Raw genomic sequence first — 24,966 nt, forward strand, 5'->3', positions numbered from 1 at the left:
ATTTTCCATGAGACATCGAGTAATTAGCTGATGACACTGAGGAGTGGGGTATCATTGCTCGTCTCTATGCAAATGCAATCGTTAATAAGATATGAGAGCAGGGAATTCTGCTCTTTTTTGATGGCCTGAGCTAGGAATTCAAATGTCTGTCTCAATTTCATTTCAAGAAAGATAGGATTGCTAAAATTTTTAATGTGTCTTGTCATTCTGCTGTTAGTCCTTTATAATGGTAGAGGCAGGAGAAAATTGTGAATAGAAAAAAATTAATTGTATCAGGACTTATATTTGGTTTAGCTTTTTTGCTTGGTATCATACTTTTCCAGTCCAAGCATTGGCTGAAACAAAATTCATCTTCATCGGAAAACATTTTAACTAACTTCACTGAAACCAGTGAGACAAAGAATACTGGCAAGAAAAAGAAGGCCCTACCTCAGGTTATTGAAAAGACAGCCGAGGAAAAACATGCTGTCATGGAAGCTGATGCGGCAACCATGGATGCTATTGGTCTGCATTATGATTATGCCAATTTGACTCTTCCTCAGGTCGTTCAGACTTATCTGGATGAACTGGGAATTGATCATTCTTGTATTGCTTTTTCCTATAAAAATACAAAGACTGGTGAAGTCATTGCGATGAATGAGACGCAGCCTATGACTGCGGGGTCAACCTATAAACTGCCTTTAAACATGCTGGCTGTTGATGCTGTTGAAAAAGGTAAGCTGTCAATGGATACTCCCTATGACATTACTGACCTTGATTATGAATATGTCGGTGAATATCAGGCCTATCGCAATCAGTTTGGCAATGATATGACCATTCCTGAGATGCAGGAGTACTCGCTGATTTACTCTGAAAATACTCCTGCTTATGCTATGGCTAAGGCTCTTGGTGGTTTTGACAAGGTTTATTCTATGTTCAAACGCTATGGTCAGTCCAAAGGTGATGTTAAAACAATTGACCAAAATGGCAATAAAACGACGACGGATTATTACATTCAGGTGCTGGACCATCTTTGGAAACATCAAGATAAATACGCTGATATCCTTAACTATTTGGGACAGTCTTTTCCGGGACTTTACTATGAAACATACCTTCCCGATATAGACATCCGCCAAAAACCGGGTTATGTCCGTGAAGCACTCAATATTGATGCTGTTGTCTATGAGCAAACACCTTATTTGATTGCACTTTATACAGCAGGTCTGGGTGGTGTAACTCCTGAAAATGATGAGGTCAATGGAGTGGGCTATTCACAGCTGTGTCAGCTTACCTATGTTATCAATGAATGGCACCGCGTCAACCGTAATTAACAGATAAAACTTGATTGATATGTTCAGTCAAGTTTATTTTTTGGCCATTTATAGGTCTGATAGCCACTATTAAATATTTGAATAGAGCAAGATTATGCCTGGGAGGAATAGAAAATTAAATTACTTAGGAAATTATCTGTGAGAACAATTTATAATCTACAGATCGAAGACAAAGTCGATTTTTATCAAAAGAATTATTATGTTATGATACTTTCCTTAAGTAGCGCGGACGGTAGCAACTTCCTTTGGAATTTCATACCTAGATTTTGAGCCCAAGTCTCAAAATCTCCGAACGCCAGAAATCACTTATTTCTGGCGTTTTTGCTACAGCGGAAAGTATCTGAGCCAGGTTCGTTCAATTCACCTATTTTTCTTATAGATTATGAATTGATATTATCCTAAGATGTGTGTACTTATGAAATGATAACTATAGAGTTTGTCTACAACCTGATCTATCTTGACTTTTTTTGAAAGTTTGTTAAGATACTTAACAAAGAGGTTTTCTATGGATAAACAATCACTTATTGCTTTTAATCAGAAATTTCAAGATTTTCTTGAAGCTTATAGCCAATTAGAAAAAAATCAGCATTTAATAAAGGATTCTGTCTCTCTTAACACAGCAGAAGTGCATACTCTTGTTAGTATTGCTCAAAACCAGCCTATCAATTTAGTTGGCTTGGCAAAATTACGAGGAATTTCTCGCAGTGCCGTTACTCAAATGATTGCAAAATTAGAAGGCAAAGGGCTTTTGATCAAAATTCCTAACAAAAGCAATCGTCAGGAAATTTTACTTTCTCTGACGTCTGCTGGTCAGAAAATTTATCGGCTTCATCAAAAGCAGCATGCCTATCTTGAAAAGCAAGTAATGGGTGTTTTACAAGCTTATCCTCAAGATTTCTTAATGAATTTGGAAGCTCTGATGGCTGATTTGAAACAAGTTTGGCAAGAATTGCCTTGGTTACCAAGGTAATTTTTTAAAAGCGATTGTTAAGCAACTTAACATATTGATACAGAAAGGGAGAACATGCTTACATTTAAAGTAAAAAGTCAAGATCATTTGGCCGACAGTCCTTTTGATCTTATCGTTGAAAAGCTACCTGCCTGCTGTCAGCTGAAGGTGAAATTGAGTCTTGATAGCTATTATAATATTAATGCTCCGATGAACCTATCTGCTGAAACCCTTTGGCAGGCCGAGGCTTTGTTTTATTCAGATGATAAGGGAATATTGGATTTATCAGAATCTAATCATAAAGGTAATATGTCTATTATGGAGCTCTTTTTTAAAAGTCAGCCAAAAGTCTGTAAGAAGAAAAAATTAAAGAAGAAGTTGCAGGATATTCCTTTAAATCCTTTTTATGATTGTAAGATTAGTGTTTTTAGAGGTCAATCTTTATTAGGTGAGACAGAGGTCAGGCGCTATTATCAGCTTCCACATATTAGTTATTTAGATGTGAATTTTTCTAAGGCCAAGGGTCGGCTTTTCTATGATAAAACTCAGCTACACCAGCCAGCTGTTATTGTTTTAAGCGGCAGCGATGGCCAAATTGAAAAGGCGCAAAATATTGCTCAGCTCTTGGCCAGTCATGGTTTTACGGCCTTGGCTCTTGCTTATTTTGGCTTAAATGACCTTACACCTTATTTGGAGCGAATTCCGCTTGAAATTGTCAAGGAAGCCATAAATTATTTGAAAGCTTCACCTTATGCAGACAGCAGCCGCCTTGGACTTTACGGACGTTCAAAAGGAGCTGAATTTGCTCTTTTAGCTGCCAGTTATTACACCGATTTTAAATGTTTAGTGCTTAATTCGCCTTCCTACCTTTGTTTAGAAGGTCTTAAGAAATGGCGTAATTCTAAGACTTCTTCCTGGACTTATCAAGGTCAGGAAATTCCTTATTACCCCTTCTTGTGGAAAGATTTTTTGAGACGTTGTATTTTTAAAAAAAGCCTAAAACATGTTAATGAACAGGCTGTAATTCCTGCTGAGAGAATTAGAGGACCTTTGCTGATAATAGCTTCTAAGAAGGATGAAATTTGGGATGCTTCAGGTTCTGCGATAGCTATAACTAATCGCTTGCGGGCTAAAAAGTTTAACTATCCTTGTCAGGTCGAGATTTATGAAAACTGCGGCCATATGATGACAGTCGCTTATCAGCCCAATCACCGTTACCCAAAAACAGCTAACGAAAAAATCATGTCTGACACGAATGATTCTTGGCAAAAGACGCTTGCATTTTTCAAGAAATATTTAGAGGAGGAGACCAGCTAAGGATAAATAGTGCCGGCGGCTGTCTCCTTCTTGTTTTGAAGAAGGGATTTTGGGGTGGCTGTTGATAAAACGGGGAATGAATTTTCCAATGTAAAAAATCCTGTGACATGCGATTATTAATTGAGTAATAATTACTAAAATGATAAACTTAATGTGAAAACGTATACAAATGTGCGGAGAAAGAAGGAAAACGATTTGACAAAGCGCACATTTATAATGATTTAGTAGGAGGTGAAGTCTATGAAAATAAAAGCTGTCGTAACACACCAGCAAGGTGAAACCTTGCGAATTGAAGACGCAGAACTGAGAGAACCTAGGGAAGATGAAGTTTTAGTCAAAATCGTAGCTACCGGTGTTTGTCACACAGATGCCTTGGGAAGAGACATTGGCATGACACCTTATCCTGTTGTGCTGGGACATGAAGGTGCCGGTATTGTGGAAAAGACGGGTGAGTTTGTTACAAGTGTTGAGCCGGGTGACCATGTGGTTTTATCGTTTGCCTACTGTAATCACTGTGTTAATTGTCTAAAGGGGCATCCAGCTAATTGTGTCAGCAGTGGCTCCTTAAATTTTGGCGGGCGTTTTGCAGATCAGACAACGCCTTTAAGGCAGGGAAATCAAGAATTATCCACTTTCTTTGGACAAGCTTCTTTTGCCACCTATTCCGTTGTCAAAGAAACCAGTGTTGTAAAGGTGGATAAGGATGTGGATCTCACTTTACTGGGAGGTTTGGGATGCGGTTTGCAAACAGGCAGCGGCACGGTTTTAAATCGCTTGAAACCTGAGTTTGGAACGTCTATCGTTATTTACGGAGCGGGAGCTGTAGGCTTATCCGCCATTATGGGAGCCAAATTAACAGGCTGTACCAATATTATTGCGGTGGATATCCATGATAACCGTTTGGCCTTGGCCAAGGAACTTGGTGCAACTCATACCATTAACAGTCAAACAGAAGATATTGAAGAGCGTATCAAGGAAATCACAGGAGGCGGTGCTGAATATGGACTTGATACCACAGGTGTGCCATCTGTTGTGCGTGCTGCCTTACGGGCTTTAATTCCAATGGGAACACTGGCTGTGGTAGGCTTAACACCTGAGATGCCTATTGATATTCACGCTGAAATTATGTCTGTCAGCAAATCTCTGATTGGTGTGGTTGAGGGCGACTCTGTTCCACAGCTGTTTATTCCGCGCTTAGTATCTTTCTATAAGCAAGGTCGCTTCCCAATTGACAAACTAGTTAAATGTTATGATTTTGAAGACATCAATCAAGCCTTTGCAGATTCTGCCAATGGTTCTGTGATTAAACCAGTCGTTAAAATTGGTTAAAAGTTATTTTATATCATATTGAAGGGATTGACTATCATGGCTCAGTTAAAATCAGGAACTTATCAGGTAATTGCTCAAGGTTATGAGGGCAACACAACACCTTATGAAGTTGTTATCAAAGATGATAAAATTACAGCGATTAATCCTCAAAAAAATATTATTGCGGATAGTTTAGAAGATACGGTTATCAAGCGTTTAACCAAGCAAATGATTGATGAGCAGACACTTGATGTTGATGCGATTTCTGGTGCTACATCTACCTCAAAAGGTCTGGTTAAAGCTGTCGGTGATGTTATTACTGAAGCTGGGGGAAATGTGGCTGATTTTCATTATTCCGCAGCTAATAAGGGCACAGCTGATGAGCAGCCTTCAGCAAAAGCTGACCTTTCACAGAATGATTACAGTGAATGGCGTGCAGTTCCTGAAAAAATTGATCAGGAAATGGAAACGGACTTTCTCATTATTGGAGCAGGGATTTCCGGTCTGGCAGCAGCTGTACAGGCAGCAGAGCTTGGCTTAAAGACAACGGTTCTTGAAAAAATGCCTTTTGTAGCCGGAAACGGCGGCGGTGTTGAAGGAATCTTTGGTATTAATACCAAGATGCAAAAGGCAGCAGGCATTCACGCCAATAAAGAAGAAATCATTGCGCGGGAAGCCGAGCTTGGACAGTATCGTGTAGATGGCTCCTTCTGGGTTGATTTGGTTAATAATTCAGCTGATAATATTGATTGGCTGGTGGATCACGGTGTACAGCTGACTTCAGTAGACGATTATCACGGCACCTGTCAATTTCCAACTTTCCACTGGTATAAGGGCGGCTTTGCTTCCGTTGGTTATGTTCCTTACATGAAGAAATGTGCCGATGATTTGGGAGTTGAATTCCTTTTGGAAACAAGTGCTCAAGCTTTAATCTATGAGGATGGCAAAGTCCGCGGAGCTTATGCTAAAAATAAGGACAAGGTTCTAAAAATCAAGGCCAAAGCAACTTTGATTGCAACAGGCGGTGTGGGTCACAGTGAAGAACTGATTGCCAAACAAGGCTGGCAGACTGAAAATCTTCATTACTGCTCCATGCCAAGTAATACTGGTGATGGCTACAAGATGGCCATGTCACTGGGCGCCAAAGACATGCTTTTGGAATCACCAGAATTCATGATGAACTACATTATGGCTCTTCCGCATGAAGGTGTTCACCTTTACATTGATCCTATTAATGGTTTTATGGCTTTGCCTTCAGGAGGCCCAGTTGTCTGGGTTAATCAAGAAGGAGTACGCTTGGTCAATGAAAATGTCAAGAAGTACAACCTGCTTTATCAAAGAATGGCCATTCAGTCTACCAAGAATACCTATCAGATCTTTAATCAGGCTATTTACGATCAGATTACTGAAGGTATTGAAAATGCCGGAGAAATTCTGCAGGAAGCTGTTAGGACAAATGACGGCGACTCTTTGTATAAAGAGGATCGCATTGAAGATTTGGCTCAGCACTTCAATCTTCCTAAGGAAACCTTTATTGATACCATGAAGCGTTACAACAGCTATTGCCATCAAGGTAAGGATGAAGAATTCAATAAAGATGCAGACATGCTGATTCCGATTGAGGAAGGACCGTTTTACATTGCCCGGCTTGATCCGTCAAATCTGATTGGTATCGGCGGTGTCGGTTCCAACCGAAAATTTGAAGTCATTGATGAACATTTTGATAGAATTCCTGGCCTTTATATCTCAGGAATGGACAGCACCATGCAGTATCGGAGTGTTTACACGATAACTTTGGGCGGTTCAGCCTGCGCTCACAATGTCAATTCGGGCCGCCATGCTGCCATGAATGCTAAAGATTATATTAGCAAGGAATTGTAGAAGCTAAGAAAAAAGAGGGAGGCCAGAATAACAATTCGGCCTCCTTTCAAATAGGCTAGGACCAGCGGCTGAGGGGTACTAATACCTTTGAAAATCAAAATGCTAGATCGTTGTGCTGATTCTGCTAGTTATTAGCAGAGAGTGGGACTATAAGACCGTTTTCTGCGAAATCACAATTAAGTATTGTTTTCATTTTTAGTTTTGGGGGTTATGATGAAAAAAACTCACAAGGTTCACACTGTACTGAGGCTGACCTTTTTAATAATTGGCCTACAGTTATTAAGTGTGGCAGTCAGCATCAATTTTGGACGAACGGTGAACGCTCAAAGAATACTGTTTATTTGTCTTTTTATTTTAGTATGGGTTTTTATGATAGTCCTCTTGCGGAAATATCCAAAGCTCATTGCGACAAAAACATTTATTGCAGTTACTGTACTTGTTTATGCCATGGTTTACGGCAGTCTGTTTATGAACATGAAGAAGTCTGACTTGTCAGCACAACCTATCCAAGGCAATAATCAGGCAACAATGACTTATACTAAAGACTTTTTTGCCAAAGGCTATCCTACGCTGGAAGATGTTCTCAAAAAAGTAAAGGTGCCTTCCGACAGTTACAAAGAAATCTACCGTTTTGAAAACAAAGATTCGGCCTGTGTCATATTCTACGCCCCTGCTCCAAAATCGGTTAAAAAGGACTCCTATCAGGCAAAGGATAAGTTCTATTTATGCCCGAAATTGGAAAGCATCGAAATGTATAAAAAGAATGGGAAATATTACTATATTGGGAGGAGAAATCTGATGTGCGCCTTTTCTAAGAACCGTTCCGATGAAAAGACACTGCGGTCAGATTTGCAGGAATCTCTGAAAAAGAAGGAGGCATTTCCTGAATTTAAATCGGTTTATACCTGGGGCTGCTCTGCTTACCCGAATATGGAAAATGTTTCGGTAGCAGGAAAAAAATGCAGGAAGGTCATTCCGCTGACTATGAATGATGGAAGCCGTCTCTATTTTTGGCTGATTGATGACATCAGTGTTAAGACCAAACCGGCTTCCGTAGCTATTCAGGGCATGAATTAGGTTGCTTAAGCGATAGCATTGGATTTAATCTTAATTATTCTTCACAGAAATAATAACCAAGAAATAGGGGTGTGAATAGAATATCCAGCAAATCCGGCTAAAAGTCCACCAATTATAGCGCCGCCGATTGATCACCCTTGTTCCCCCAAAAAACTTCGGCTGAAAGAGCAGTACAGTCTTTAGAAACTGTTTTTAGGTGACAGTTATTAAGGCGACTTGCAAAAAATGATTTAAAAGATGTTTAGAAAGAATCACAGAAGACTTGCCTCCATGAAAAGACTATTTCAAACAGCTTTTCAGACAGGAAAAACATAGGAACATTCTTTTTTAGAAATTGGAAATATGCTTTTGTTAAAAAATACAAAAAAATTTGTATTGCTGCTGTAATTTTATTAGAAATTACAAAAGAATAGTTTTTCCCCTGTGATATGATGGCATTGACTAAAAGAATTAATTTGATGCAGGAGGAAGAGCAATGTCTGTATTAAAAGATGGTAAGTACAAGGGATGCGGTCAAGGACAGCATGGGGACTATAATGTTGAAGTAGAAATTTTTGATCATAAAATTAAGGAAGTTAGGGTTTTAGGGGATCATGGAACGCCTGCTTATCCGGACAAGGCAGCCGGCACTATTCCAGAACGTATTGTTGCCAGCCAGTCAACAGAAGTGGATGCTGTCAGTGGTGCGACCGTGTCTTCGCATGCTATTATGGATGCGGTTAAAGATGCCCTGAAAAAAGCAGGCTTAAAAGAAAATCTGGATTTGTCTGACAGAGATATTAGCGTGGATGTTGCTGTTGTTGCCGCAGGCCCTGCAGGTTTGGCTGCAGCTGTTGCTGCTGCGGAAGGGGGGTTATCGGTTGCTGTTTTTGAAAAGCAAGGAATGACAGGCGGTACAGCCAACATGGGAATGGGACCGCTGGGGATTGATACTAAAATTCAAAAGTCGATGTTTAATGACATTTCTGTCAAGGAAGCCTTGACCAAACAAATGGAATACACCCACTATCGTGTGGACAGCGATTTAGTAGAGACTTATTTCAGTTTATCCAGTGATACCATTGACTGGCTGCAAAAGATGGGGGTTAAATTTGCCGGTGCCTTCCGCTATTTCAAGGAATCAGAAGCCACTTGGCATATTGTCGATAATGACGGTAAAATTGGTCCTGGTGCCGCAGCGCCGATGAATAAGGCTTTAACAGCGCGTGCCAAAGAATTGGGAGTAAGCTTCTATCTTAATACGCCAGTGGATGATTTGCTGCTTGAGAATGGCAAAGTCACAGGCCTAGAGGCAAGGAGTAAGGACGGTCAGAAAATCACTGCTCATGCTAAGGCCGTTGTCGTGGCAACAGGTGGTTTTGGCTCCAATCCTCAGATGATTGAAGAGGAATTTGGCTACAAATTAAATGAAAACTTCTATACGTTTAATGTTCCTGGTATCACGGGTGAAGGGCTTAAAATGATGTGGAAGGCTGGTGCTCAAAAATTTGGCCTGGCTTCTGAAATCATTTTTGTGCTGCCGCATAATCTGGAATACATGATTGCAGACGGTGTTCTTCGCCAGCCTAATCTTTTGATCAATCAGCGCGGTGAGCGTTTTATGAACGAAGGCTTGATGGGTAATACGACCTTTGCAGGCAATGCTATTGATTTGCAGCCCGGTCATTATGCTTACTGCATTATGGACCGAAAAATTCTAAAAAGTTATCAAGAAAAGGGACCGGATATTGTTGATTTGGTGCATCCTGTTCAAGGCTTTCATATGATTGATCAAGACATTGCCAAGGCTAAAGAAAATGGCTATGAAGCCATTATCACTGCTGATAATCTTGCAGAACTTGCTGATAAACTGGCCATTCCGCTCGATAAACTCCAAGAAACAGTAGATAACTACAACCGTTACTGTGCTCAGGGCGTAGATGAAAAATTCTTCAAAGATGAAAAATTCCTGCATCCTTTAACAGGTGAAGGCGGTTATCTGGTGGGCAAATATTATGTTGGTGCTTATGGTACTATGGGCGGTGTGCGCATCAATGCTCACTGTCAGGTCTTGGGAGAAGATGACCAAGTCATTCCAGGACTTTACAGTGCGGGTTCAGATGCCAATACCATTTATGGAGATAGCTATAACTTTACGCTCCCAGGCAACTCGATGGGCTTTGCGGTCAACTCAGGCCGTATGGCAGGACAAGCTCTGGCTGAGCTTTTAAAAGAATAAAAAAATTAGGGACAGACCTATTGACTAGCAGTCAGTCATGTAGGCCTGTCCCATTTTGGGTTTTTATAAATAATTTAGATCATTTTTAAGGATCCAGTCTTGATTGCTGATATCTCCGACCTGAAAGAGCTGGACCAGTGAATCGTAGTAGGTTTTAAGAAGCAGCCAGTCCTTTAAATCATTTTGCAAAATCTTCTTAATTTGCTTGATTCTATAACGAAGAGTATTGGCGTGAAGCCACATGCACTGAGCAATGGTGTCAATTTCCTGATTAAATAAGATATAGTGGGCTAAGGTCGCTAGCAGTTGACTGTTTTTAGCCTGATCATGTTCCAGCAACTTTAAAATATCCGGATGGATAAAGGCAGGGTAGCTAGTTCGATGCAGATCAAGAGTGATGAGACTGCTGAGGTAGCGGTAAGAAAAAAGGTGTCCCTGTAAATGATATTTCTGAACAATTTGATCAACCTGACTGGCCTGCTGAAACATTTGCCTGAACAATGTAAAATCATAAAAGATATGGCTGGTTGATAGATGCAGGTTAGCCGTTTTACAAAACTGAAAGAGTTCTTCGGTGTTTTTTTGGAGAAAATTTTTCTGCTGTCCTGATACCAAAAAGACTAATTTATTTTCATAAAACATGTATAAGGCATTGCTTAACAGTTTTTGAAGCTGCTGTGCGATGACCAGACGGTTGGTTTCATTAGTCTTTTGATCGATGAAAGAGATCACTAGAACGCGCTTGTAGTTGAGTATATTTAATTTCATTTTTTCAATTTGCTGATTGGAAACAGCAATCTTAGCATCATGTCTGTCAACCAAGGCTTGAAGAAAATAGGAATAAGAGGCTTCCTTATTCATCAAATAGTTGCGGTCATGCGTAAAAGCAAGAGCAATTAAGCGCGAAAAGTGCATAAAGACAATCATGTCTTCCTCTGTTATGGGCTGGTTTTGTTCATAAACCATGAGACGCCCAAGTACAGTACCATTGAGCCGAATAAAATCAACCAGAGTTCGGTGTTTTAAAATAGGATTTGCAAATAGGTAAGGCTTGCCTGTTTCCTGCAGAATTTGATCGATCTTTAATTGTTTTAACTGTTCCAAATCAGTTTTTAGAATATGGCCGCGCTGCCTTTCCTGCTGAATGATGTGACTTTCATTTTTATCAATCGGCGGAAAAGCAATATAATTGCCCAAACTGTCTAAAATAAAAACAGGATTGCCAAAGATGCGACTGCCAATTTCAGTTAAATTTTGAAAATTAGCACCGGAAAAAACAGCATGATAGGCTTCTTCAAGCCTTTCAAGAGCCACATAGTTAATGTGCAGCTGTTTTTTGATGATTTTGGTAACCTGCTTAAGGATCTGATTGTTTTCGACCAAAATAATAGTGGCATTAGGAAAATATTGGCAGAATTCAGCGAGTATATTTTCTTCAGGCTGCAGGCACAGCAAGGTGAGTTCTTCCTCTCTTACGGCTGCTGGCTGTTGAGAAAAGGGCTCCCGAATAATATACAATTTTCCTGCGCAATGCTCGCTAAGAGCTTGTTCCCAGCTGCATTCGTGAAAATCTCTGATATTAATTTGCAGATTGCCAAACTGGACGATATGGATATTTTCCTTGCTTAAAGCTGTAATAATATTATCTAAACGCATGGCCATCACCTTTGTAGTATTCTACAAGAATTATAACATCTTTTCTAATATTTTCGTAAGATGATACTAAATAATTATAAAATTGAAGACTTATAATCAAATTGTGAAGGGGGATGAGATGGCAAAACTTAAATTTGATGTTGTGATGACTGTTGCTTTGAGTATGGTTTCGCTGTTTCTTTTAAAACAATTATTGGGAATTCTTAATTTTGTTATTCCAACCGTTGAAGGTTTTACGATTGCTATGATTCTGGCAAGCTTTCTGCCCTTGGATAGTTGGGGGAAAAGAAGTCGCTAAGAAAGTATGACTGTCAGGGATGACAGGGTATTAATCTTGATTAATGTGACCAGCATTATTTTTATCTTAAAATTTCAAAGCCATTCCTTAGGTCAAAGAGCAATCATCACATGAGGCCTGCCCATTTTTTAGTTGCCTGCCATTATCGTTTCGGTGATAAAGGCTAAGTGGTATCTAAGAAAGCAAAGAAAATCATTAAAAAGGGGTAAGATTATGGAACGTCAAGGTGTTATGAACCGCACAACTTTAAAGCCTTATGGCAGAAGTGTATCAATTATTGGTGTCGGCTGCACGCCATTCATGGAAATTCTGGGAAGTCCTGAAACCCAAGGTTTAACAGAAGGAGAATTGTTTGGTTATGCTGCGATTGAAGCAATGAAGGATGCTGGTGTTGAGCCTAAAGATATTGACTATTATTTTCACGGTCAAGCCAATCCTAATTTTGTGTCAGAATACATTACGCCCAATATGCAGGTAGCCAATTGGTTTGGCATGAAGGGAAAAGGCTCTATGCACCATTCAGAAGCCTGCTGTACGGGTTATCTGGCTCTTGAAATTGCTGCTCTGGCGGTTGCTTCTGGTAAATATGACATAGTACTTTCAGGCTCTGCTGATATGGGAGCAAGCTTGCCTGTTGAAGGACAGCCTGCCCACAAGAGACGTGAATTTACTTTGGAAGAATTTAATACCTCGCTTAAATATATCTACGATCGTGCCTATACAAGAGGCATGCAGGCCGGAATGTACACAGTTTTTGATGATTTAGCAGCACTTTATGCGCGTGATCACAGGCTGGATGCGAAAACAATGGACGATGTTCTTTGTGCTATGGCCATCAATAATCGCTATAATGCCTCTAAGAATCCCTTAGCAAAACTACAGACTACTTATGAAGACATTGCCAAAGAAAAAGGAATGCTTGATGCCATGCAGTACATGCACTCGCCCTTTAATCCTAAAATTGGCGATTATATGCGTGTTAGCGGTTTGGAAGAGCGCAGTGAAGGTGCTGCAGCCGTGATTGTCTGCCCAACGGAGATGGCCTATAAGTACACAGATCATCCAATCGAAATTTTAGGAACTGGTTCTTCAGCACTAGAGGCTTCTAATCCGCATTTGGAACGCCGAGCTACGCGTGAAGCCTGCCGCCAAGTTTATGCCTTAACAGGGGTCAAACCGAGTGAAATTGACCTGTTCTTTGCTAATGACTTTGTCATTACTTCACACTTGGATGCTGCTGAAATTGCAGGTTACCTTCCTCAAAAAGATGGCTATAAATATGTTTTAGATGGCCGTACGCGCTTTGATGGTGATAAGCCTATTAATACCAATGGTGGCCGGACATCTTTCGGTCATGCACATGCAGCATCAGGTTTGGCAGATGTTTACGAAGCTGTTAAGCAAATGCGCGGTGAATGTGGTGAGCGTCAAGTCAAAAAGCTGCCAAAAACAACTATGCTGCGCGGTTTTGGCGGAGGTCAGAATTTGTCTGCAACGATTTTAAGGACGTTATGAAAGGTGAGGTAAGATGATGGAAAAAATTGTAAAAACCTACTATGACGCTTTAGATGAAGGGAAATTATTGGGCCGTCAGTGTTCTGGCTGCGGAGCAGTTGAATTTCCACCGGTTCTGACCTGCAATTCCTGTGGTGAGCTGCATGATATGAAATGGGTAGAAATTTCAGGCAAAGGCAAAATGATTGACTTCTTTTTGCCCGGCATGATGACCCACCAGCCAATCAACGATGACATGAAACCTTATGCTTATGGTTCTGTTGAAATTGAAGAGGGTGCTTATTTTAACTGTATTATCAAAGGTGTTAAGAAGAAAAACCGTGATTTCATGGAGGCTCATTTGCCAAATGTTCCCGTGCATGCCATTATTGTGCCGCGTGATGGTTACAAGATGGTTGTCTTTGAAGTTGATGAAGAATTTTTAGCACAAGCCAAATAGAAAAGAGGAAATAAGATGTCAGAATTGGAACAAGAAGTACTTGCATTAGTAGCACAAGCTTTTAACAAGGACAAAAGCGAGCTGACTTTAGACACTCATTTTAAAGAAGAACTGGCAGCATCATCGCTTTTGATGGTCAGTCTCATTGCCAACATTGAAGATGAACTGGATGTCATGATTCCCATTTCAGAAGCTGCAAAATTCAAAACAATTGCTGACTTAGTGAAAGCGGTGGAAGCAGAAATGTAGGTGATGGCAATGGATGTTATGGAAAAAATTTATCATAAAGCTAAGGAAAGGCCGGCACGAATGGTCTTTCCTGAAGCCGATGACAGCAAAATGCTGCAGGCAGCTTTTGAAGCGGCTAAGGCAGGCTGCATTCGTCCTCTTTTGGTAGGAAATCCTGCAGTTATTAAAGAGCTTTGCCGCGAAAACGAACTTGATGCGTCACTTTTTGACATTTATGATTTAGCAGACCAAAGCCTGCAGGAAGACATAATGAGTCACTATGCTGACTATCCTTACGCTATTTTTAAAGGAAAGTCTCTAAAACGCCGTATGGCGGATCCTTTGTATTATGCGCTGGTCTTAACAGCTATTGGCAAGGCTGATGCTGCTTTTGCCGGGATTTCTCATCCGACTGGCGATATCATTCTGGCCGGTCAGAGTATCCTTGGCTTAAAAGAAGGCATTAAGACTGTTTCCAGCTGCGGGATTATGGATATTCCAGGTTTTGCTGGTTCGGAGGGACAGTTGTTGGCCTTTGGTGATGCTGCTGTTTGTCAAAACCCTGATGCTCAGGATTTAGCTAGTATTGCTATTTCTGCTTGTGAAGCAGTGCAGGCTCTTTTTGATTGGGAGCCGCGCTGTGCCCTGCTTTCCTACTCCACTTTAGGCAGCGGAAGCGGAGAATTAGTTGATAAAGTCACTGATGCTGTGAGGATTGCACAAGAACAACGCCCTGATTTGCAAATCGAAGGTGAATTTCAATTAGATACGGCTGTTAATTCAGCTGCAGCCAGCAAGAAAATTTCAGGTAGATCAAGGGTTGCCGGTAAAGCCAATGTCCTTATCTATCCAGACCTAAATGCTGGCAATATCGGAGTCAAACTGGTTCAGCAATTTGCTCACGCAGATGCCTACGGACCAATGATTACCGGCATGAATAAGGTTATCAGCGACTGTTCACGCAGTGCACCAGTGTCTGAATTAGTTGGCAATATTGCTTTGACAGCCGTTCGTGCTATGTATTAGAAGTAGGTGATGTGATGACTGAGTATAGCATTTTAGCTATTAATCCAGGTTCTACTTCAACAAAAATTGCCTGTTTTAAAGGCAGCCAAATGATCCTTGAAAAAAATGTCAGCCATGACAGTCAAGAACTGGCAGCCTTTGAGCATGTCAGCCAGCAGCTGGACTATCGCAGATCTTTGATCGAAAAGGTTTTAGCAGCAGAAAATATTGTTTTGACCGATTTTGATGCAGTGGTTGGCCGCGGCGGTGGGCTGCTGCCGCTTGCAGGCGGTGTTTATCTTATTGATGACAAGCTCTATCAAGATGCTGAAACTGGAGCTAACGGCGTTGAGCATCCAGCAAATTTGGGACCGCAGTTGGCTAAGTATTTTGCCCAAGAGGCTGCCTGTCCGGCCTATGTTGTCAATCCGCCTGATACAGATGAATATCAAGATTTGGCGAGGATGACTGGAATTAAAGGACTTTATCGAACCAGCCATCTTCATGCGCTCAACCTGAAAGAAACAGCTCTGCAGCACGCTAAAAAACAAGGAGAAAGCTATCAGGATGTCAATTACATCGTCTGCCATATCGGAGGTGGCATCTCGGTGTCTGCCCATCAAAAGGGGAAAATGATTGATGGCATTGATATTGTAGGCGGCGAAGGACCGATGGCGCCGACACGTTCGGGCAGTCTATCTTTAGCTTCAGTTATCGAATTGTTGGAAAAGGGCGCTCAGATTAGTGATTTAAAAAAACTATGCACAAAAACAGGAGGTCTAGTAAGTCTGCTTGGGACATCTGATGCTAAAGCTGTCTTTGAAGCAGGACAAGCAGGCAATTCCCAAGCTAGGCTAGTCTGGGACAGCATGATTTATCAGATAGCAAAGACAATTGGCCAGATGGCAGCTGTTTTAAAGGGAAATATTCAGGCTATTTTGCTTGGCGGCGGCATGGTTTATAATGATAATCTTGTGGCCCAGCTGAGAAATTATTGTGGCTGGATAGCTCCGATTTATACCTATCCCGGTGAATTTGAAATGATGGCCATGGTTAACGGTGCTCTTCGTGTTTTGACGGGGAAGGAAGAGGTCAAACACTACATCGGACAGCCGGTTTGGGATAAGCAGAGGCTCTCTTTATAAAAAGAAAAATCCTCAAGATGAACGCTCTTCCAATGTCAGTCTGACTTTTGGTAAGGAATTCATTTTGAGGCATTTTTTTATTTGACAAACATGGCGTCGCCAAAACTAAAGAAACGGTAGTGTTGGTCAATGGCATGCTGGTAGGCATCTAGGACAAATTCGCGTCCGGCAAAGGCTGAAACCAGCATGACCAGAGTTGATTTTGGCAGGTGAAAATTGGTTGAAAAGGCATCAACAATCTTAAATTGATAGCCCGGTTTGATAAAAATATTGGTCCAGCCGGAGTCGGCTTCAATTTGACCGGCAAACTTATTGCCGATGGTTTCCAAGGTACGAATAGAAGTTGTTCCGACTGCCACAATGCGTCCGCCCTTTGCCTTGACATCTTTTAGTGTTTGGGCAGCTTCCGGAGACAGGCTGTAGAATTCAGAGTGCATTTGGTGTTCATCCACATTGTCAACGGAAACAGGTCGGAAAGTCCCGAGTCCCACATGCAGGGTCAGATAGACTAATTTTACACCCTTGGCTTCGATTTTGTTCAAAAGTTCTTCTGTAAAATGGAGGCCAGCTGTCGGTGCAGCAGCAGAACCATTTTCTTTGGCATAAACAGTCTGATAGCGATCACGATCTTCTAGTTTTTCATGAATATAAGGCGGCAGAGGCATTTCCCCGAGACTCTCCAAAACTTCTAGGAAGATACCATCGTAGGAAAACTCCACAATGCGTCCACCGTGCTCTAATTCTTCTTTGATGGTAGCTTTTAAACGGCCATCGCCAAAAGAAATCCGACTGCCGACTTTAAGGCGTTTAGCAGGTTTAGCCAAAACCTCCCACTGATCGCCCTGAATGTTTTTTAAGAGCAGCAATTCTACATGACCGTGGGTTTCAGCTTTTTCACCATGCAGCCGGGCAGGAAGCACGCGGGTGTCATTCATAACCAAGGCATCACCCGGATTGAGCTCATCAATGATATGGTCAAAATGGGTGTCTTTCATGGCCTTGGTCTTATGGTCAATGACCAACAGTTTGGAGCTGTCACGCTGCTTGAGCGGTGTTTGGGCAATTAATTCTTCGGGCAAATGGAAATCAAAGTCAGTAGTATTCATCTTATATCCTCTAATATTCAGGTTTTCAGCCTTACCATTATAACATGAGATAGATTATCAGTCATCTTTATAAAATTTATTTGTAATGATTCTAAATAAGGTGTATAATATATTAATAAGATGTCGCAAAATAAACCTGCAAGGAAAAGTTTTTTTGCAGCCGCAGGAGTTTCGAGCAGCATGTTTATTTTAGGGGCTTTATAAAAAACAGTCTGGAGTAACTTATGGAACAAGAACAAAATTTTTCAAAGCGCCTGAATATCCTGCGTGCAGGGGTTCTGGGGGCCAATGATGGTATTATTTCCATTGCAGGTGTGGTCATCGGAGTTGCCAGTGCAACAGCTGATTTATGGATTATCTTTTTATCAGGTCTTTCGGCTATTTTGGCGGGCGCTTTTTCTATGGCAGGCGGAGAATATGTCAGTGTCAGTACCCAAAAGGATACGGAACAAGCAGCCGTTGTTCGCGAGCAACAGCTGCTAAAGAGCGATCCAGCTGCTGCTAAGAAATCTTTATATGATGTCTATTTAGCCAAGGGTGAATGTGAAACAGCAGCAGAACTTCTAGTCAACAAGGCCTTCCTTAATAATCCCATTAAGACTTTGGTTGAAGAAAAGTACGGGATTGAATTTGAAGAATTTACCAATCCCTGGCATGCTGCCTTATCCAGTTTTATTTCTTTTATCATCGGTTCCTTGTTTCCGACAGCAGCCATTATGCTGTTTCCAGAAAGCATTCGAATTATTGCGACAGTTGCAGTTGTGGTAGCAGCATTGTTGATTACCGGCTATGTCAGTGCCCGTTTGGGAGATGCTCCGACTAGACCTGCCATGCGCCGCAATGTTTCTATCGGCCTTTTGACCATGCTTGCCACCTATCTTATCGGCCAGCTCTTTTCACTGTGATCAAGCAGCCTGATATGCTAAAAGACTGAGACTTCTTGTCTTGGTCTTTTGTCTTTTATTAATGGAAGAAGAAAAGCAAGGCTAGATTGTTTATAGCTAGCTGGGAATAGGAGCTTGACAAAAATTGGTCTATACCGTATAATAAAAACAGATAACTGGTATAGACCAAAGGAGGTTTTTATGAAAGTCATTACTATAAAGAATCAAGAAGAAGGAGGAAAGCTTGTCTTCGCCCTCCTCAAAGAAAAATTAGCTGCTGGCGCTAAAACCTTAGGCTTAGCAACAGGCAGCACACCCTTGACTTTTTACAAGGAAATCGTCAACAGCCAGCTGGACCTGTCTGAACTGACCAGCATCAACTTGGATGAGTACGTTGGTCTGTCTGCTAGCAATCCTCAAAGCTATGCTTACTTCATGCAGCAGCATTTCTTTGCTGCCAAACCTTTTAAGAATAGTTTTCTGCCCAATGGCATGGCAGCTGATTTACAGGCGGAAACCCAGCGCTATGAAGAGTTGATTGCAAAGTACCCTATCGATTTTCAGATTTTGGGAATTGGCCGTAATGGGCATATTGGTTTTAATGAGCCGGGAACCGCTTTTGACAGTACTACCCATGTTGTGGATTTAAGTCCCAGCACCATTGAAGCCAACAGTCGCTTTTTTGACAAGCCGGAGGATGTTCCGACTCAGGCCATTTCTATGGGCATTGCTTCCATTATGAAGTCTAAGACCATTGTCCTTATGGCTTATGGTGAGGAAAAAGCTGACGCAGTCAATCGTATGGTTAATGGTCCTATCACCGAGGATTTGCCGGCTAGCATCCTGCAAAAGCATCCTGATGTTGTAGTCGTTGTAGATGAAGCCGCAGCTAGCAAGCTTTAAGACCAAGAAAGTGAAAGCCCTACCGCTTTTCAACTGTTTTAGCTATAACAGTTTGACGCAGTGATTGGGAGAAAGTCTGTGAGTATAGCTAATAGAAAACTCAGCCAAATTAGGGCTGAGCTTTTTTATAGACTCCAATCCAATTCAGGTCCAGCTGGAATGATGCCTGTAGGATTTATGGTCTTGTGGCTGCCGTAATAATGTTTTTTGAAATGGTCAAAATTAACCGTAGCAGCGATACCGGGCATATTAAAAATGCCTTTGGTGTAGTTCCACAGATTTGGATAGTCAAGAAGGCGGCGAATATTGCATTTGAAATGTCCGTAATAGACAGAGTCAAAACGCACAAGGGTTGTGAAGAGGCGGATATCCGCTTCGGTGAAACGATTGCCAATAAGGTAGTTTTGGAAAGACAGCAGCGTTTCTAATTTATCCAGCGCAGCAAAAAGATTTTTGACCTCTTCTTCGTAGACCGCCTGAGAAGTAGCAAAACCTGCCTTGTAGACACCATTATTGATATTTGGATAGACAAAATCATTCATGGCATCAATGTCAGCTTGAAGCTCTTTTGGGTAATAGTCAGCGGTGTTGCCTGTGATGTCATTAAAGGCCGTGTTAAGCATGCGCATGATTTCAGCAGATTCATTGTTAACAATGGTCTTGGTTTTCTTGTCCCACAGAACAGGCACAGTCACGCGTCCAGAATAATCAGGCTGCGCAGCTAAGTAAACTTGATAGAGGTAGTCGCTGTGTAGCTCAGAGTCAGCAATGACACCGTCAGCCTGCTTAAAGGTCCAGCCGTGTTCCAGCATGAAAGGATTGACCACAGAAATGGAGATGTGCTCTTCTAAACCTTTGAGGGCACGCATGATGAGGGTACGAGAAGCCCAAGGACAAGCTAGTGAGATGTAGAGGTGGTAGCGGTCGGACTCCGCCTTGAAGCCGCTACTACCAGTTGGACCAGCAGAGCCGTCCTTAGTAATCCAGCTGCGAAATTGTGTGGTTGTGCGGACAAATTTTCCGCCGGTTGACTTGGTATCATACCACTTGTCAACCCATTTTCCATCTTGTAAAAGTCCCATAGTCAACTCCTTTATTTCTAAATATTACTAATTAGTGATAGTTTAGCGTTTATCTCTAAAATATGCAAAAGTTTGGCTTGGCATGATACAATAAATATATGCGTTTAGATAAATTACTGGCTCAGGCTGGATTTGGCTCACGGGGTCAGATCAAAAAACTCATTCGCAGCCGCCAGGTGCGCGTGGATGGTGAATTTGCAGTTGCTGATAACCTCAATGTGGATCCGAGTTTGCAGGATATTACTGTATCTGGCAAGCCGTTTAGCTATTCTCCTGACGTTTACTATATCCTTAACAAACCAAATGGTGTGGTTTCGGCAGTGCGTGATGAGCAGCATCAGACTGTGATTGATTTGATTGATCCTAGTGACCGCCGCACAGGGCTCTATCCCGTTGGGCGCTTGGATCGTGACACCGAAGGGCTAATTCTCATTACCAACAATGGCCCCTTGGGTTTTCGCCTGCTCCACCCCAAACACCATGTGGACAAGACCTACTATGTTGAGGTCAATGATGAATTGCATCCTGATGCTCCTTCCTTTTTTGAAAATGGCATCGCTTTTTTAGACGGTACTGTCTGTAAACCAGCTAAGTTACAGATTATCAGCTCCAGTCCAGAGATTAGCTGTGCTTATATCACCATTTCTGAAGGCAAACTTCATCAGGTCAAGAAAATGTTTCTGGCCTATGGGGTCAAGGTCACCTATCTCAAGCGGATTTCCTTTGGGCCATTTGAATTGGGCGATTTTCCTGTTGGCAAGTATCGGGAGTTGACCGAAGAAGAGAAGAAAGACCTTAAAGATTATTTGGATTGAGCAAAGGAGTTTATATCAGAGTGAAGACAAAGTTTTTTTATGAGACTTTCCTTGGGTGATACGGACGGCAGCGACTTCCTTCGGAATTCCATGCCTAAGATTTGAGCCTAAGGTCTCAAATCTTCCGAGTGCCTGAAACGTCAGCTTTTCAGGCACTTTTATCACGGCGAAAAGTCTCGCTTAGGGCTCGCGTCGCTCACAAATCAATGCCATTTCAATTGGTATTTGCAGAGAAAATATGTTTGCATTGAAAAATGAGTTTGTCTACACTCTCATTAGTTGTAGGCTGACATGCCAGTAAACCTATGGCTTTAGAGGTGATTTCCTCATTTTTATCAACTGATCTTCCCTTATTAAAACTAAAAGACTGTAAGTCAAGTCTTACCGTCCATTTTTTCTAAAAGCTTATCAATTTTCTTTAGTTTGCGAAAATGTGTTTTGTCAACAGGGGTTCCTTTTTTGATAACCAAACTGATATGTTTTAAAGCTTGAAGAGTTTCAAGTGGATTTTGATCTAAGAGCAACAAATCTGCTGTTTGACCAACAGCGATAGTTCCACAGGTATCTTCTATTCCTAAGATTTGAGCGTTTCCGCTGGTAGCCATTTTAAGAACGTCTTGATTGCTAAGCCCTCCAAGCTCTTGGCAGTAAACCAGCTCTCGCCAGAAATCATAATGGGTCACTAGTGTCATAGAAGCGTCATTGCCGATTCCAACAGTAATATGATGTTGAAGAGCTTGCTGAAAACCTTTAAGTATCCCCTGGTAGATGGCTTTTCCATTTTGATAGACCAATTCCGTCACACCGAGGTCTTCTTGGGAAAGATTAGCAAAGGGGATGGCTGGTGAGAAGGTAGGAATAAGCGCACTGTACCCTCTGTAAGATTTGGGATTGTTTTTAAAAAGCTGTATCATCTCTTCATCCATAGTAAAACCATGTTCAATGGAATCAACACCTGCTTTTAAGGCAATCCTGACACCCTCTGTACTCTCGGCATGGGCTGCAACCAAGATACCCTGTTTGTGGGCTTTATGGCAAAGGGCTTCTGCTTCCTCTAGTTTCATTTGGACTTGACCTGCTTCACCTAAAGCCTTGGCATCTGTAACGCCACCTGTGATGCAAATCTTTATCCAGTCAGCTCCGCGATCAATGTTTTGCTGACCATTTTGAAGATAGTCAGAGATGGAAGTATTTTCCCTTGCCACAAAAGGCGTACCGTGACCATCCTTAGCACTCAGCATGGGTCCTGAAACGACTAAAGTTGGCCCTAGGCTATCTCCTCGCTCGATTTGGTCGCGCAGCACGATATCTTGATACAGTCCTTCACCTACCGTTCTGAGTGTCGTGACCCCTGTTTGCAGCTCTGTATAGGCATTCCTTTTCATTCGGGAAAGGAGTAATTTTTTACCTAAATTAGTGTTGAGCAAATGTAAGTAGACTCCTTGTAAAAAAGGAGCTGAAGGGGTTTTTAAGGCATTTCCGCTTCCAAAAAGATGGGTATGAAGATTGATGAGACCGGGAAGGACAAAGCGTTGCTTCCCTTCAATGATGTGATAATGCTCAAGATCAGCTGGAAGAACAGAACTGATCTTTTCAATAACACCCTGTTCACTTATGAAAAGATGTCTTACGTTAATAGTAGCTGTTTCTAGATCGATCAGCTGAACGTCACGGATTACTGTAGCAGGCATGAGATTCTCCTTGATAAGTCTAGGTTATTCTTATATAATTGGTTAAATTATAGAGCACTAGATAAAATAAATCAAAATTCTACTGTTTTTACAAAGAAGAGGTAGACAAAAGTAACTATTGTGTCAAAATTGATTAATTTTCATTTTTTCGTGGGCAGACTGCTAAGATTGAAAATTTTCTACACTTGTAAGTGATGTATCTCAGTTTCTTAATCCTGCATCTTGGTTGATGCGGGATTTTTTGGTAGACAAGCTGTGTTATAATAAAAACTATGAAATTACGAATCGAACAGGATGCCAGCTTCAAGGAGCTGGAAGTCAGTTTAAAATATAGTGATAAAAATAGGCTGGTTGAGCGAATTTTAACATTTTTGGAAAGTGTTGATAAGCAAATCAGCTGTTATGAGGACGGAGTAGAGTATTTGGTCAATCTTTCGGACATCTACTATATCGAAAGTGTAGATAAGAAGACTTTTGTTTATTTGGCAAATGCTGTTTATCAGACAGATCTGAGACTCTATCAACTGCTCCAAGATTTGCAAAATGATGGATTTGTTCAAATTTCTAAGAGCTGTCTGCTCAATATCAATGTTTTAGAAAGCATTCGGCCGCTTTTTAATAGCCGCATGGAAGCGACTTTGCTCAACGGTGAGAAGGTCATTGTCAATCGCAGTTATCTGAATGATGTCAAAGAAGCCCTGAAAGGAAGCAGAACATGAGAAAAATAGTTACCAATACTCTGGCAACAACCGCTATTTCCCTAATCTTATTAGCTCTTTTTGCTCTTTATTTTCAAGCAGAATGGATCTTATTAATCACGATTTTCCAAGTTTTCTTGGTCAATATTTTGATTCATTTGGCGCTACTTTTGAGAAAAAAATGGGAAGTCCAGTGGGAAATGGCCAGAGGTCTTCTTGACCTTGTTCTTATTGAAGGGATCATCTTTGGTTCCAGTTTTCCTTTCCATTGGAATGCCAAACTCTGGGTTCTTTTGGTTATTGGCTTGATTATTTATTTACTGTCTTATCTCTTGGATCTTTTCTATCTAGGGCAGGAAGCTCAGGAAATCAACTCGCTTATTAGAAAACGACGTGGATAGAGAAAGGACGTTTTATTATGAAAATTTTAGTCGTAGGTCTGGGAACAATCGGAACTATTTATGGATATGCCTTTCAAAAAGCTGGGCATGAGGTCGAACATTACCTCAGAAAGGATAGTCCCAAAGCTGCTGTCCGGCAACTCCGAGTGGATTTGTTGGATGGCCGAACTGAGAAAAACGGAGTAGAAAGTAGTGACATTTATCAGGTGAAGCACTGTTCCAGCAAAGTTTATGACTTCATCTTTGTCAGTGTCCCATCGGGAGGTCTGGCTTCTGTCATAGATAATCTGGCAGCAGAGGGTATTTCTGGTACCCTGATTTTGGCTTGTGGAATTTGGGAAGACCGTGCTTATGTTGAAAATATAGTGAAAGGACGCTCTTACATTTTAGGCTACCCTGTTGCCGGCGGTAATCTCAAGGACAACAAACTGTCTTGCTGTCTTTTCGATCATTTTATGCTGGAAAGAAAGGAGAAGGCAGTTATTCCTAACTATCAAGATTTGGTTCAGCTCTTTTCTGACTGCCAAATTAAACTGGAGCAGCCTTACGACATGCTGGAATGGATTTGGCTGCATATGGCTATCAATGCTGGTGTTATCTCAGCTATTGGCAAGTATGCTGACATGGTCGATACAGAAGCAGCCGTTGAAGCTGCCATGAAGTCCTCACAAACCCTAAAAGCAGCTGTAAAGAATATTCGTGAAACCTCACAGATTGTAGCAGCTCGAGGTCTTACTCTCAAGAACTACAATGATGAATTGTTAGCTTACAAAATTCCTACTTTTCTGTCTGTTCCCCTTATGAAACGCATGTTTGCAAAAAAGGTCCTGACCCGTAAAATCATGACCCTGCACAATAACCTTAGTGATCTACTGTTTGTCTGCAAATGTGTCTATGACAGTGGCCAAGCGATGAAACTAGCGGCTCCTCATTTTTACCAGTCTTATGAAGAAACATTAAATAAACTTTCTTAATAATCAAATCGGGAGCATTTCAATATCCAATGGTTTTATGAAGGTGAGAAAGACAGCAATGATTGC

The 24,966-nt window shown here is 41.3% G+C and carries 23 protein-coding genes; 19 read left to right on the forward strand and 4 right to left on the reverse strand.

What is annotated here, in order from left to right; translation table 11 throughout:
- Window positions 1-248 precede the first annotated feature (248 nt).
- The 7 genes from SCSH_RS04790 (at window position 249) to SCSH_RS04820 (ending at window position 10,060) form a co-directional block, all read left to right on the forward strand.
- Entirely contained in the window at window positions 249-1,310 is a 1,062-nt protein-coding gene (locus SCSH_RS04790; RefSeq protein WP_057490755.1) for a serine hydrolase, read from the forward strand.
- 505 nt (window positions 1,311-1,815) lie between these two features.
- Window positions 1,816-2,280 carry a MarR family transcriptional regulator gene (locus SCSH_RS04795; protein WP_057490756.1) on the forward strand — a complete coding sequence of 155 codons (465 nt, stop codon included), beginning with the start codon at window positions 1,816-1,818 and terminating at the stop codon, window positions 2,278-2,280.
- Window positions 2,281-2,334: 54 nt separating this feature from the next.
- On the forward strand, window positions 2,335-3,576 hold the full coding sequence (locus tag SCSH_RS04800; protein ID WP_057490757.1) for an acyl-CoA thioester hydrolase/BAAT C-terminal domain-containing protein: 1,242 nt from the start codon (window positions 2,335-2,337) through the stop codon (window positions 3,574-3,576).
- 240 nt (window positions 3,577-3,816) lie between these two features.
- Complete coding sequence (locus tag SCSH_RS04805) at window positions 3,817-4,905, forward strand: NAD(P)-dependent alcohol dehydrogenase (RefSeq protein WP_057490758.1); 1,089 nt, start codon at window positions 3,817-3,819, stop codon at window positions 4,903-4,905.
- 36 nt (window positions 4,906-4,941) lie between these two features.
- Window positions 4,942-6,765, forward strand: a complete 1,824-nt coding sequence (locus SCSH_RS04810) for an FAD-dependent oxidoreductase (RefSeq protein WP_057490759.1) — start codon at window positions 4,942-4,944, stop codon at window positions 6,763-6,765.
- 210 nt (window positions 6,766-6,975) lie between these two features.
- Window positions 6,976-7,842 carry a hypothetical protein gene (locus SCSH_RS04815; RefSeq protein ID WP_152972515.1) on the forward strand — a complete coding sequence of 289 codons (867 nt, stop codon included), beginning with the start codon at window positions 6,976-6,978 and terminating at the stop codon, window positions 7,840-7,842.
- Between the two features lie 475 nt (window positions 7,843-8,317).
- Window positions 8,318-10,060, forward strand: coding sequence for an FAD-dependent oxidoreductase (locus tag SCSH_RS04820; protein ID WP_057490761.1), 1,743 nt, complete (start codon window positions 8,318-8,320; stop codon window positions 10,058-10,060).
- Window positions 10,061-10,123: 63 nt separating this feature from the next.
- Here the strand turns inward: SCSH_RS04820 and SCSH_RS04825 are convergent, their stop codons facing one another.
- A complete protein-coding gene (locus tag SCSH_RS04825) occupies window positions 10,124-11,716 on the reverse strand; it encodes a PucR family transcriptional regulator (RefSeq protein WP_057490762.1) in 1,593 nt (530 codons plus the stop codon).
- Window positions 11,717-11,834: 118 nt separating this feature from the next.
- Between SCSH_RS04825 and SCSH_RS04830 the strand changes: the two genes are divergently transcribed.
- The 6 genes from SCSH_RS04830 to buk all read left to right on the forward strand — a co-directional run bounded on the left by SCSH_RS04830 (window position 11,835) and on the right by buk (window position 16,346).
- Window positions 11,835-12,014: a hypothetical protein gene (locus SCSH_RS04830; RefSeq protein WP_057490763.1), complete on the forward strand. Its 180-nt coding sequence runs from the start codon at window positions 11,835-11,837 to the stop codon at window positions 12,012-12,014.
- Window positions 12,015-12,227: 213 nt separating this feature from the next.
- A complete protein-coding gene (locus SCSH_RS04835) occupies window positions 12,228-13,529 on the forward strand; it encodes a thiolase family protein (RefSeq protein WP_082581950.1) in 1,302 nt (433 codons plus the stop codon).
- Window positions 13,530-13,542: 13 nt separating this feature from the next.
- Window positions 13,543-13,968 carry a Zn-ribbon domain-containing OB-fold protein gene (locus SCSH_RS04840; RefSeq protein ID WP_238581367.1) on the forward strand — a complete coding sequence of 142 codons (426 nt, stop codon included), beginning with the start codon at window positions 13,543-13,545 and terminating at the stop codon, window positions 13,966-13,968.
- Between the two features lie 15 nt (window positions 13,969-13,983).
- Window positions 13,984-14,217: an acyl carrier protein gene (locus SCSH_RS04845; RefSeq protein ID WP_057490764.1), complete on the forward strand. Its 234-nt coding sequence runs from the start codon at window positions 13,984-13,986 to the stop codon at window positions 14,215-14,217.
- A gap of 9 nt (window positions 14,218-14,226) precedes the next feature.
- Window positions 14,227-15,222 carry a phosphate acyltransferase gene (locus tag SCSH_RS04850; protein ID WP_057490765.1) on the forward strand — a complete coding sequence of 332 codons (996 nt, stop codon included), beginning with the start codon at window positions 14,227-14,229 and terminating at the stop codon, window positions 15,220-15,222.
- A 14-nt stretch (window positions 15,223-15,236) separates the two neighbouring features.
- Window positions 15,237-16,346, forward strand: coding sequence for a butyrate kinase (gene buk / locus SCSH_RS04855; protein WP_057490766.1), 1,110 nt, complete (start codon window positions 15,237-15,239; stop codon window positions 16,344-16,346).
- A gap of 77 nt (window positions 16,347-16,423) precedes the next feature.
- Here buk and queA read toward each other — a convergent pair whose 3' ends face one another.
- Complete coding sequence (queA, locus tag SCSH_RS04860) at window positions 16,424-17,452, reverse strand: tRNA preQ1(34) S-adenosylmethionine ribosyltransferase-isomerase QueA (RefSeq protein WP_057490767.1); 1,029 nt, start codon at window positions 17,450-17,452, stop codon at window positions 16,424-16,426.
- Window positions 17,453-17,676: 224 nt separating this feature from the next.
- Here queA and SCSH_RS04865 point away from each other — a divergent pair, with 224 nt between their 5' ends.
- Both SCSH_RS04865 and nagB read left to right on the forward strand, forming a co-directional pair.
- The gene (locus SCSH_RS04865; protein WP_057490768.1) at window positions 17,677-18,357 is read left to right on the forward strand and encodes a VIT1/CCC1 transporter family protein; all 681 of its coding nucleotides are present in this window, start codon (window positions 17,677-17,679) and stop codon (window positions 18,355-18,357) included.
- A 180-nt stretch (window positions 18,358-18,537) separates the two neighbouring features.
- Window positions 18,538-19,239 carry a glucosamine-6-phosphate deaminase gene (gene nagB, locus SCSH_RS04870; RefSeq protein ID WP_057490769.1) on the forward strand — a complete coding sequence of 234 codons (702 nt, stop codon included), beginning with the start codon at window positions 18,538-18,540 and terminating at the stop codon, window positions 19,237-19,239.
- A 125-nt stretch (window positions 19,240-19,364) separates the two neighbouring features.
- Here the strand turns inward: nagB and SCSH_RS04875 are convergent, their stop codons facing one another.
- Window positions 19,365-20,321 (reverse strand): glutathione S-transferase family protein, encoded by a 957-nt coding sequence (locus tag SCSH_RS04875; RefSeq protein WP_057490770.1) that lies wholly within the window; start codon window positions 20,319-20,321, stop codon window positions 19,365-19,367.
- A gap of 98 nt (window positions 20,322-20,419) precedes the next feature.
- Between SCSH_RS04875 and SCSH_RS04880 the strand changes: the two genes are divergently transcribed.
- A complete protein-coding gene (locus tag SCSH_RS04880) occupies window positions 20,420-21,136 on the forward strand; it encodes a pseudouridine synthase (protein WP_057490771.1) in 717 nt (238 codons plus the stop codon).
- A 374-nt stretch (window positions 21,137-21,510) separates the two neighbouring features.
- On the opposite strand, the gene SCSH_RS04885 is transcribed toward SCSH_RS04880, so the two are convergent.
- On the reverse strand, window positions 21,511-22,827 hold the full coding sequence (locus tag SCSH_RS04885; protein ID WP_057490772.1) for a metal-dependent hydrolase family protein: 1,317 nt from the start codon (window positions 22,825-22,827) through the stop codon (window positions 21,511-21,513).
- A gap of 263 nt (window positions 22,828-23,090) precedes the next feature.
- On the opposite strand from SCSH_RS04885, the gene SCSH_RS04890 reads away from it, so the two are divergent.
- From SCSH_RS04890 to SCSH_RS04900, 3 genes are read left to right on the forward strand one after another with little or no spacing between them, the layout of a single operon-like run.
- Window positions 23,091-23,546, forward strand: coding sequence for a LytTR family DNA-binding domain-containing protein (locus SCSH_RS04890; protein WP_193743684.1), 456 nt, complete (start codon window positions 23,091-23,093; stop codon window positions 23,544-23,546).
- Window positions 23,543-23,926 (forward strand): hypothetical protein, encoded by a 384-nt coding sequence (locus tag SCSH_RS04895; RefSeq protein ID WP_057490774.1) that lies wholly within the window; start codon window positions 23,543-23,545, stop codon window positions 23,924-23,926. Before SCSH_RS04890 ends, SCSH_RS04895 begins: the two co-directional genes overlap by 4 nt.
- A 17-nt stretch (window positions 23,927-23,943) precedes the next feature.
- Window positions 23,944-24,900: a ketopantoate reductase family protein gene (locus tag SCSH_RS04900; RefSeq protein WP_057490775.1), complete on the forward strand. Its 957-nt coding sequence runs from the start codon at window positions 23,944-23,946 to the stop codon at window positions 24,898-24,900.
- Window positions 24,901-24,966: the final 66 nt, after the last annotated feature.

The organism is Streptococcus orisasini (assembly GCF_001431045.1).
GTDB classification, from domain to species: Bacteria; Bacillota; Bacilli; order Lactobacillales; family Streptococcaceae; genus Streptococcus; species Streptococcus orisasini.

Excerpts from the sequence above, each read along its gene's own strand:
- SCSH_RS04815 (WP_152972515.1), top strand. The coding sequence starts at position 6,976 with ATGATGAAAAAAACTCACAAGGTTCACACTGTACTGAGGCTGACCTTT.
- SCSH_RS04830 (WP_057490763.1), top strand. The coding sequence starts at position 11,835 with ATGGCAAAACTTAAATTTGATGTTGTGATGACTGTTGCTTTGAGTATG.
- SCSH_RS04795 (WP_057490756.1), top strand. The coding sequence starts at position 1,816 with ATGGATAAACAATCACTTATTGCTTTTAATCAGAAATTTCAAGATTTT.
- SCSH_RS04900 (WP_057490775.1), top strand. The coding sequence starts at position 23,944 with ATGAAAATTTTAGTCGTAGGTCTGGGAACAATCGGAACTATTTATGGA.
- SCSH_RS04820 (WP_057490761.1), top strand. The coding sequence starts at position 8,318 with ATGTCTGTATTAAAAGATGGTAAGTACAAGGGATGCGGTCAAGGACAG.
- SCSH_RS04800 (WP_057490757.1), top strand. The coding sequence starts at position 2,335 with ATGCTTACATTTAAAGTAAAAAGTCAAGATCATTTGGCCGACAGTCCT.
- SCSH_RS04845 (WP_057490764.1), top strand. The coding sequence starts at position 13,984 with ATGTCAGAATTGGAACAAGAAGTACTTGCATTAGTAGCACAAGCTTTT.
- SCSH_RS04810 (WP_057490759.1), top strand. The coding sequence starts at position 4,942 with ATGGCTCAGTTAAAATCAGGAACTTATCAGGTAATTGCTCAAGGTTAT.
- SCSH_RS04850 (WP_057490765.1), top strand. The coding sequence starts at position 14,227 with ATGGATGTTATGGAAAAAATTTATCATAAAGCTAAGGAAAGGCCGGCA.
- nagB (WP_057490769.1), top strand. The coding sequence starts at position 18,538 with ATGAAAGTCATTACTATAAAGAATCAAGAAGAAGGAGGAAAGCTTGTC.
- SCSH_RS04835 (WP_082581950.1), top strand. The coding sequence starts at position 12,228 with ATGGAACGTCAAGGTGTTATGAACCGCACAACTTTAAAGCCTTATGGC.
- queA (WP_057490767.1), bottom strand. The coding sequence starts at position 17,452 with ATGAATACTACTGACTTTGATTTCCATTTGCCCGAAGAATTAATTGCC.
- SCSH_RS04840 (WP_238581367.1), top strand. The coding sequence starts at position 13,543 with ATGATGGAAAAAATTGTAAAAACCTACTATGACGCTTTAGATGAAGGG.
- SCSH_RS04825 (WP_057490762.1), bottom strand. The coding sequence starts at position 11,716 with ATGCGTTTAGATAATATTATTACAGCTTTAAGCAAGGAAAATATCCAT.
- SCSH_RS04895 (WP_057490774.1), top strand. The coding sequence starts at position 23,543 with ATGAGAAAAATAGTTACCAATACTCTGGCAACAACCGCTATTTCCCTA.
- buk (WP_057490766.1), top strand. The coding sequence starts at position 15,237 with ATGACTGAGTATAGCATTTTAGCTATTAATCCAGGTTCTACTTCAACA.
- SCSH_RS04880 (WP_057490771.1), top strand. The coding sequence starts at position 20,420 with ATGCGTTTAGATAAATTACTGGCTCAGGCTGGATTTGGCTCACGGGGT.
- SCSH_RS04885 (WP_057490772.1), bottom strand. The coding sequence starts at position 22,827 with ATGCCTGCTACAGTAATCCGTGACGTTCAGCTGATCGATCTAGAAACA.
- SCSH_RS04805 (WP_057490758.1), top strand. The coding sequence starts at position 3,817 with ATGAAAATAAAAGCTGTCGTAACACACCAGCAAGGTGAAACCTTGCGA.
- SCSH_RS04875 (WP_057490770.1), bottom strand. The coding sequence starts at position 20,321 with ATGGGACTTTTACAAGATGGAAAATGGGTTGACAAGTGGTATGATACC.
- SCSH_RS04865 (WP_057490768.1), top strand. The coding sequence starts at position 17,677 with ATGGAACAAGAACAAAATTTTTCAAAGCGCCTGAATATCCTGCGTGCA.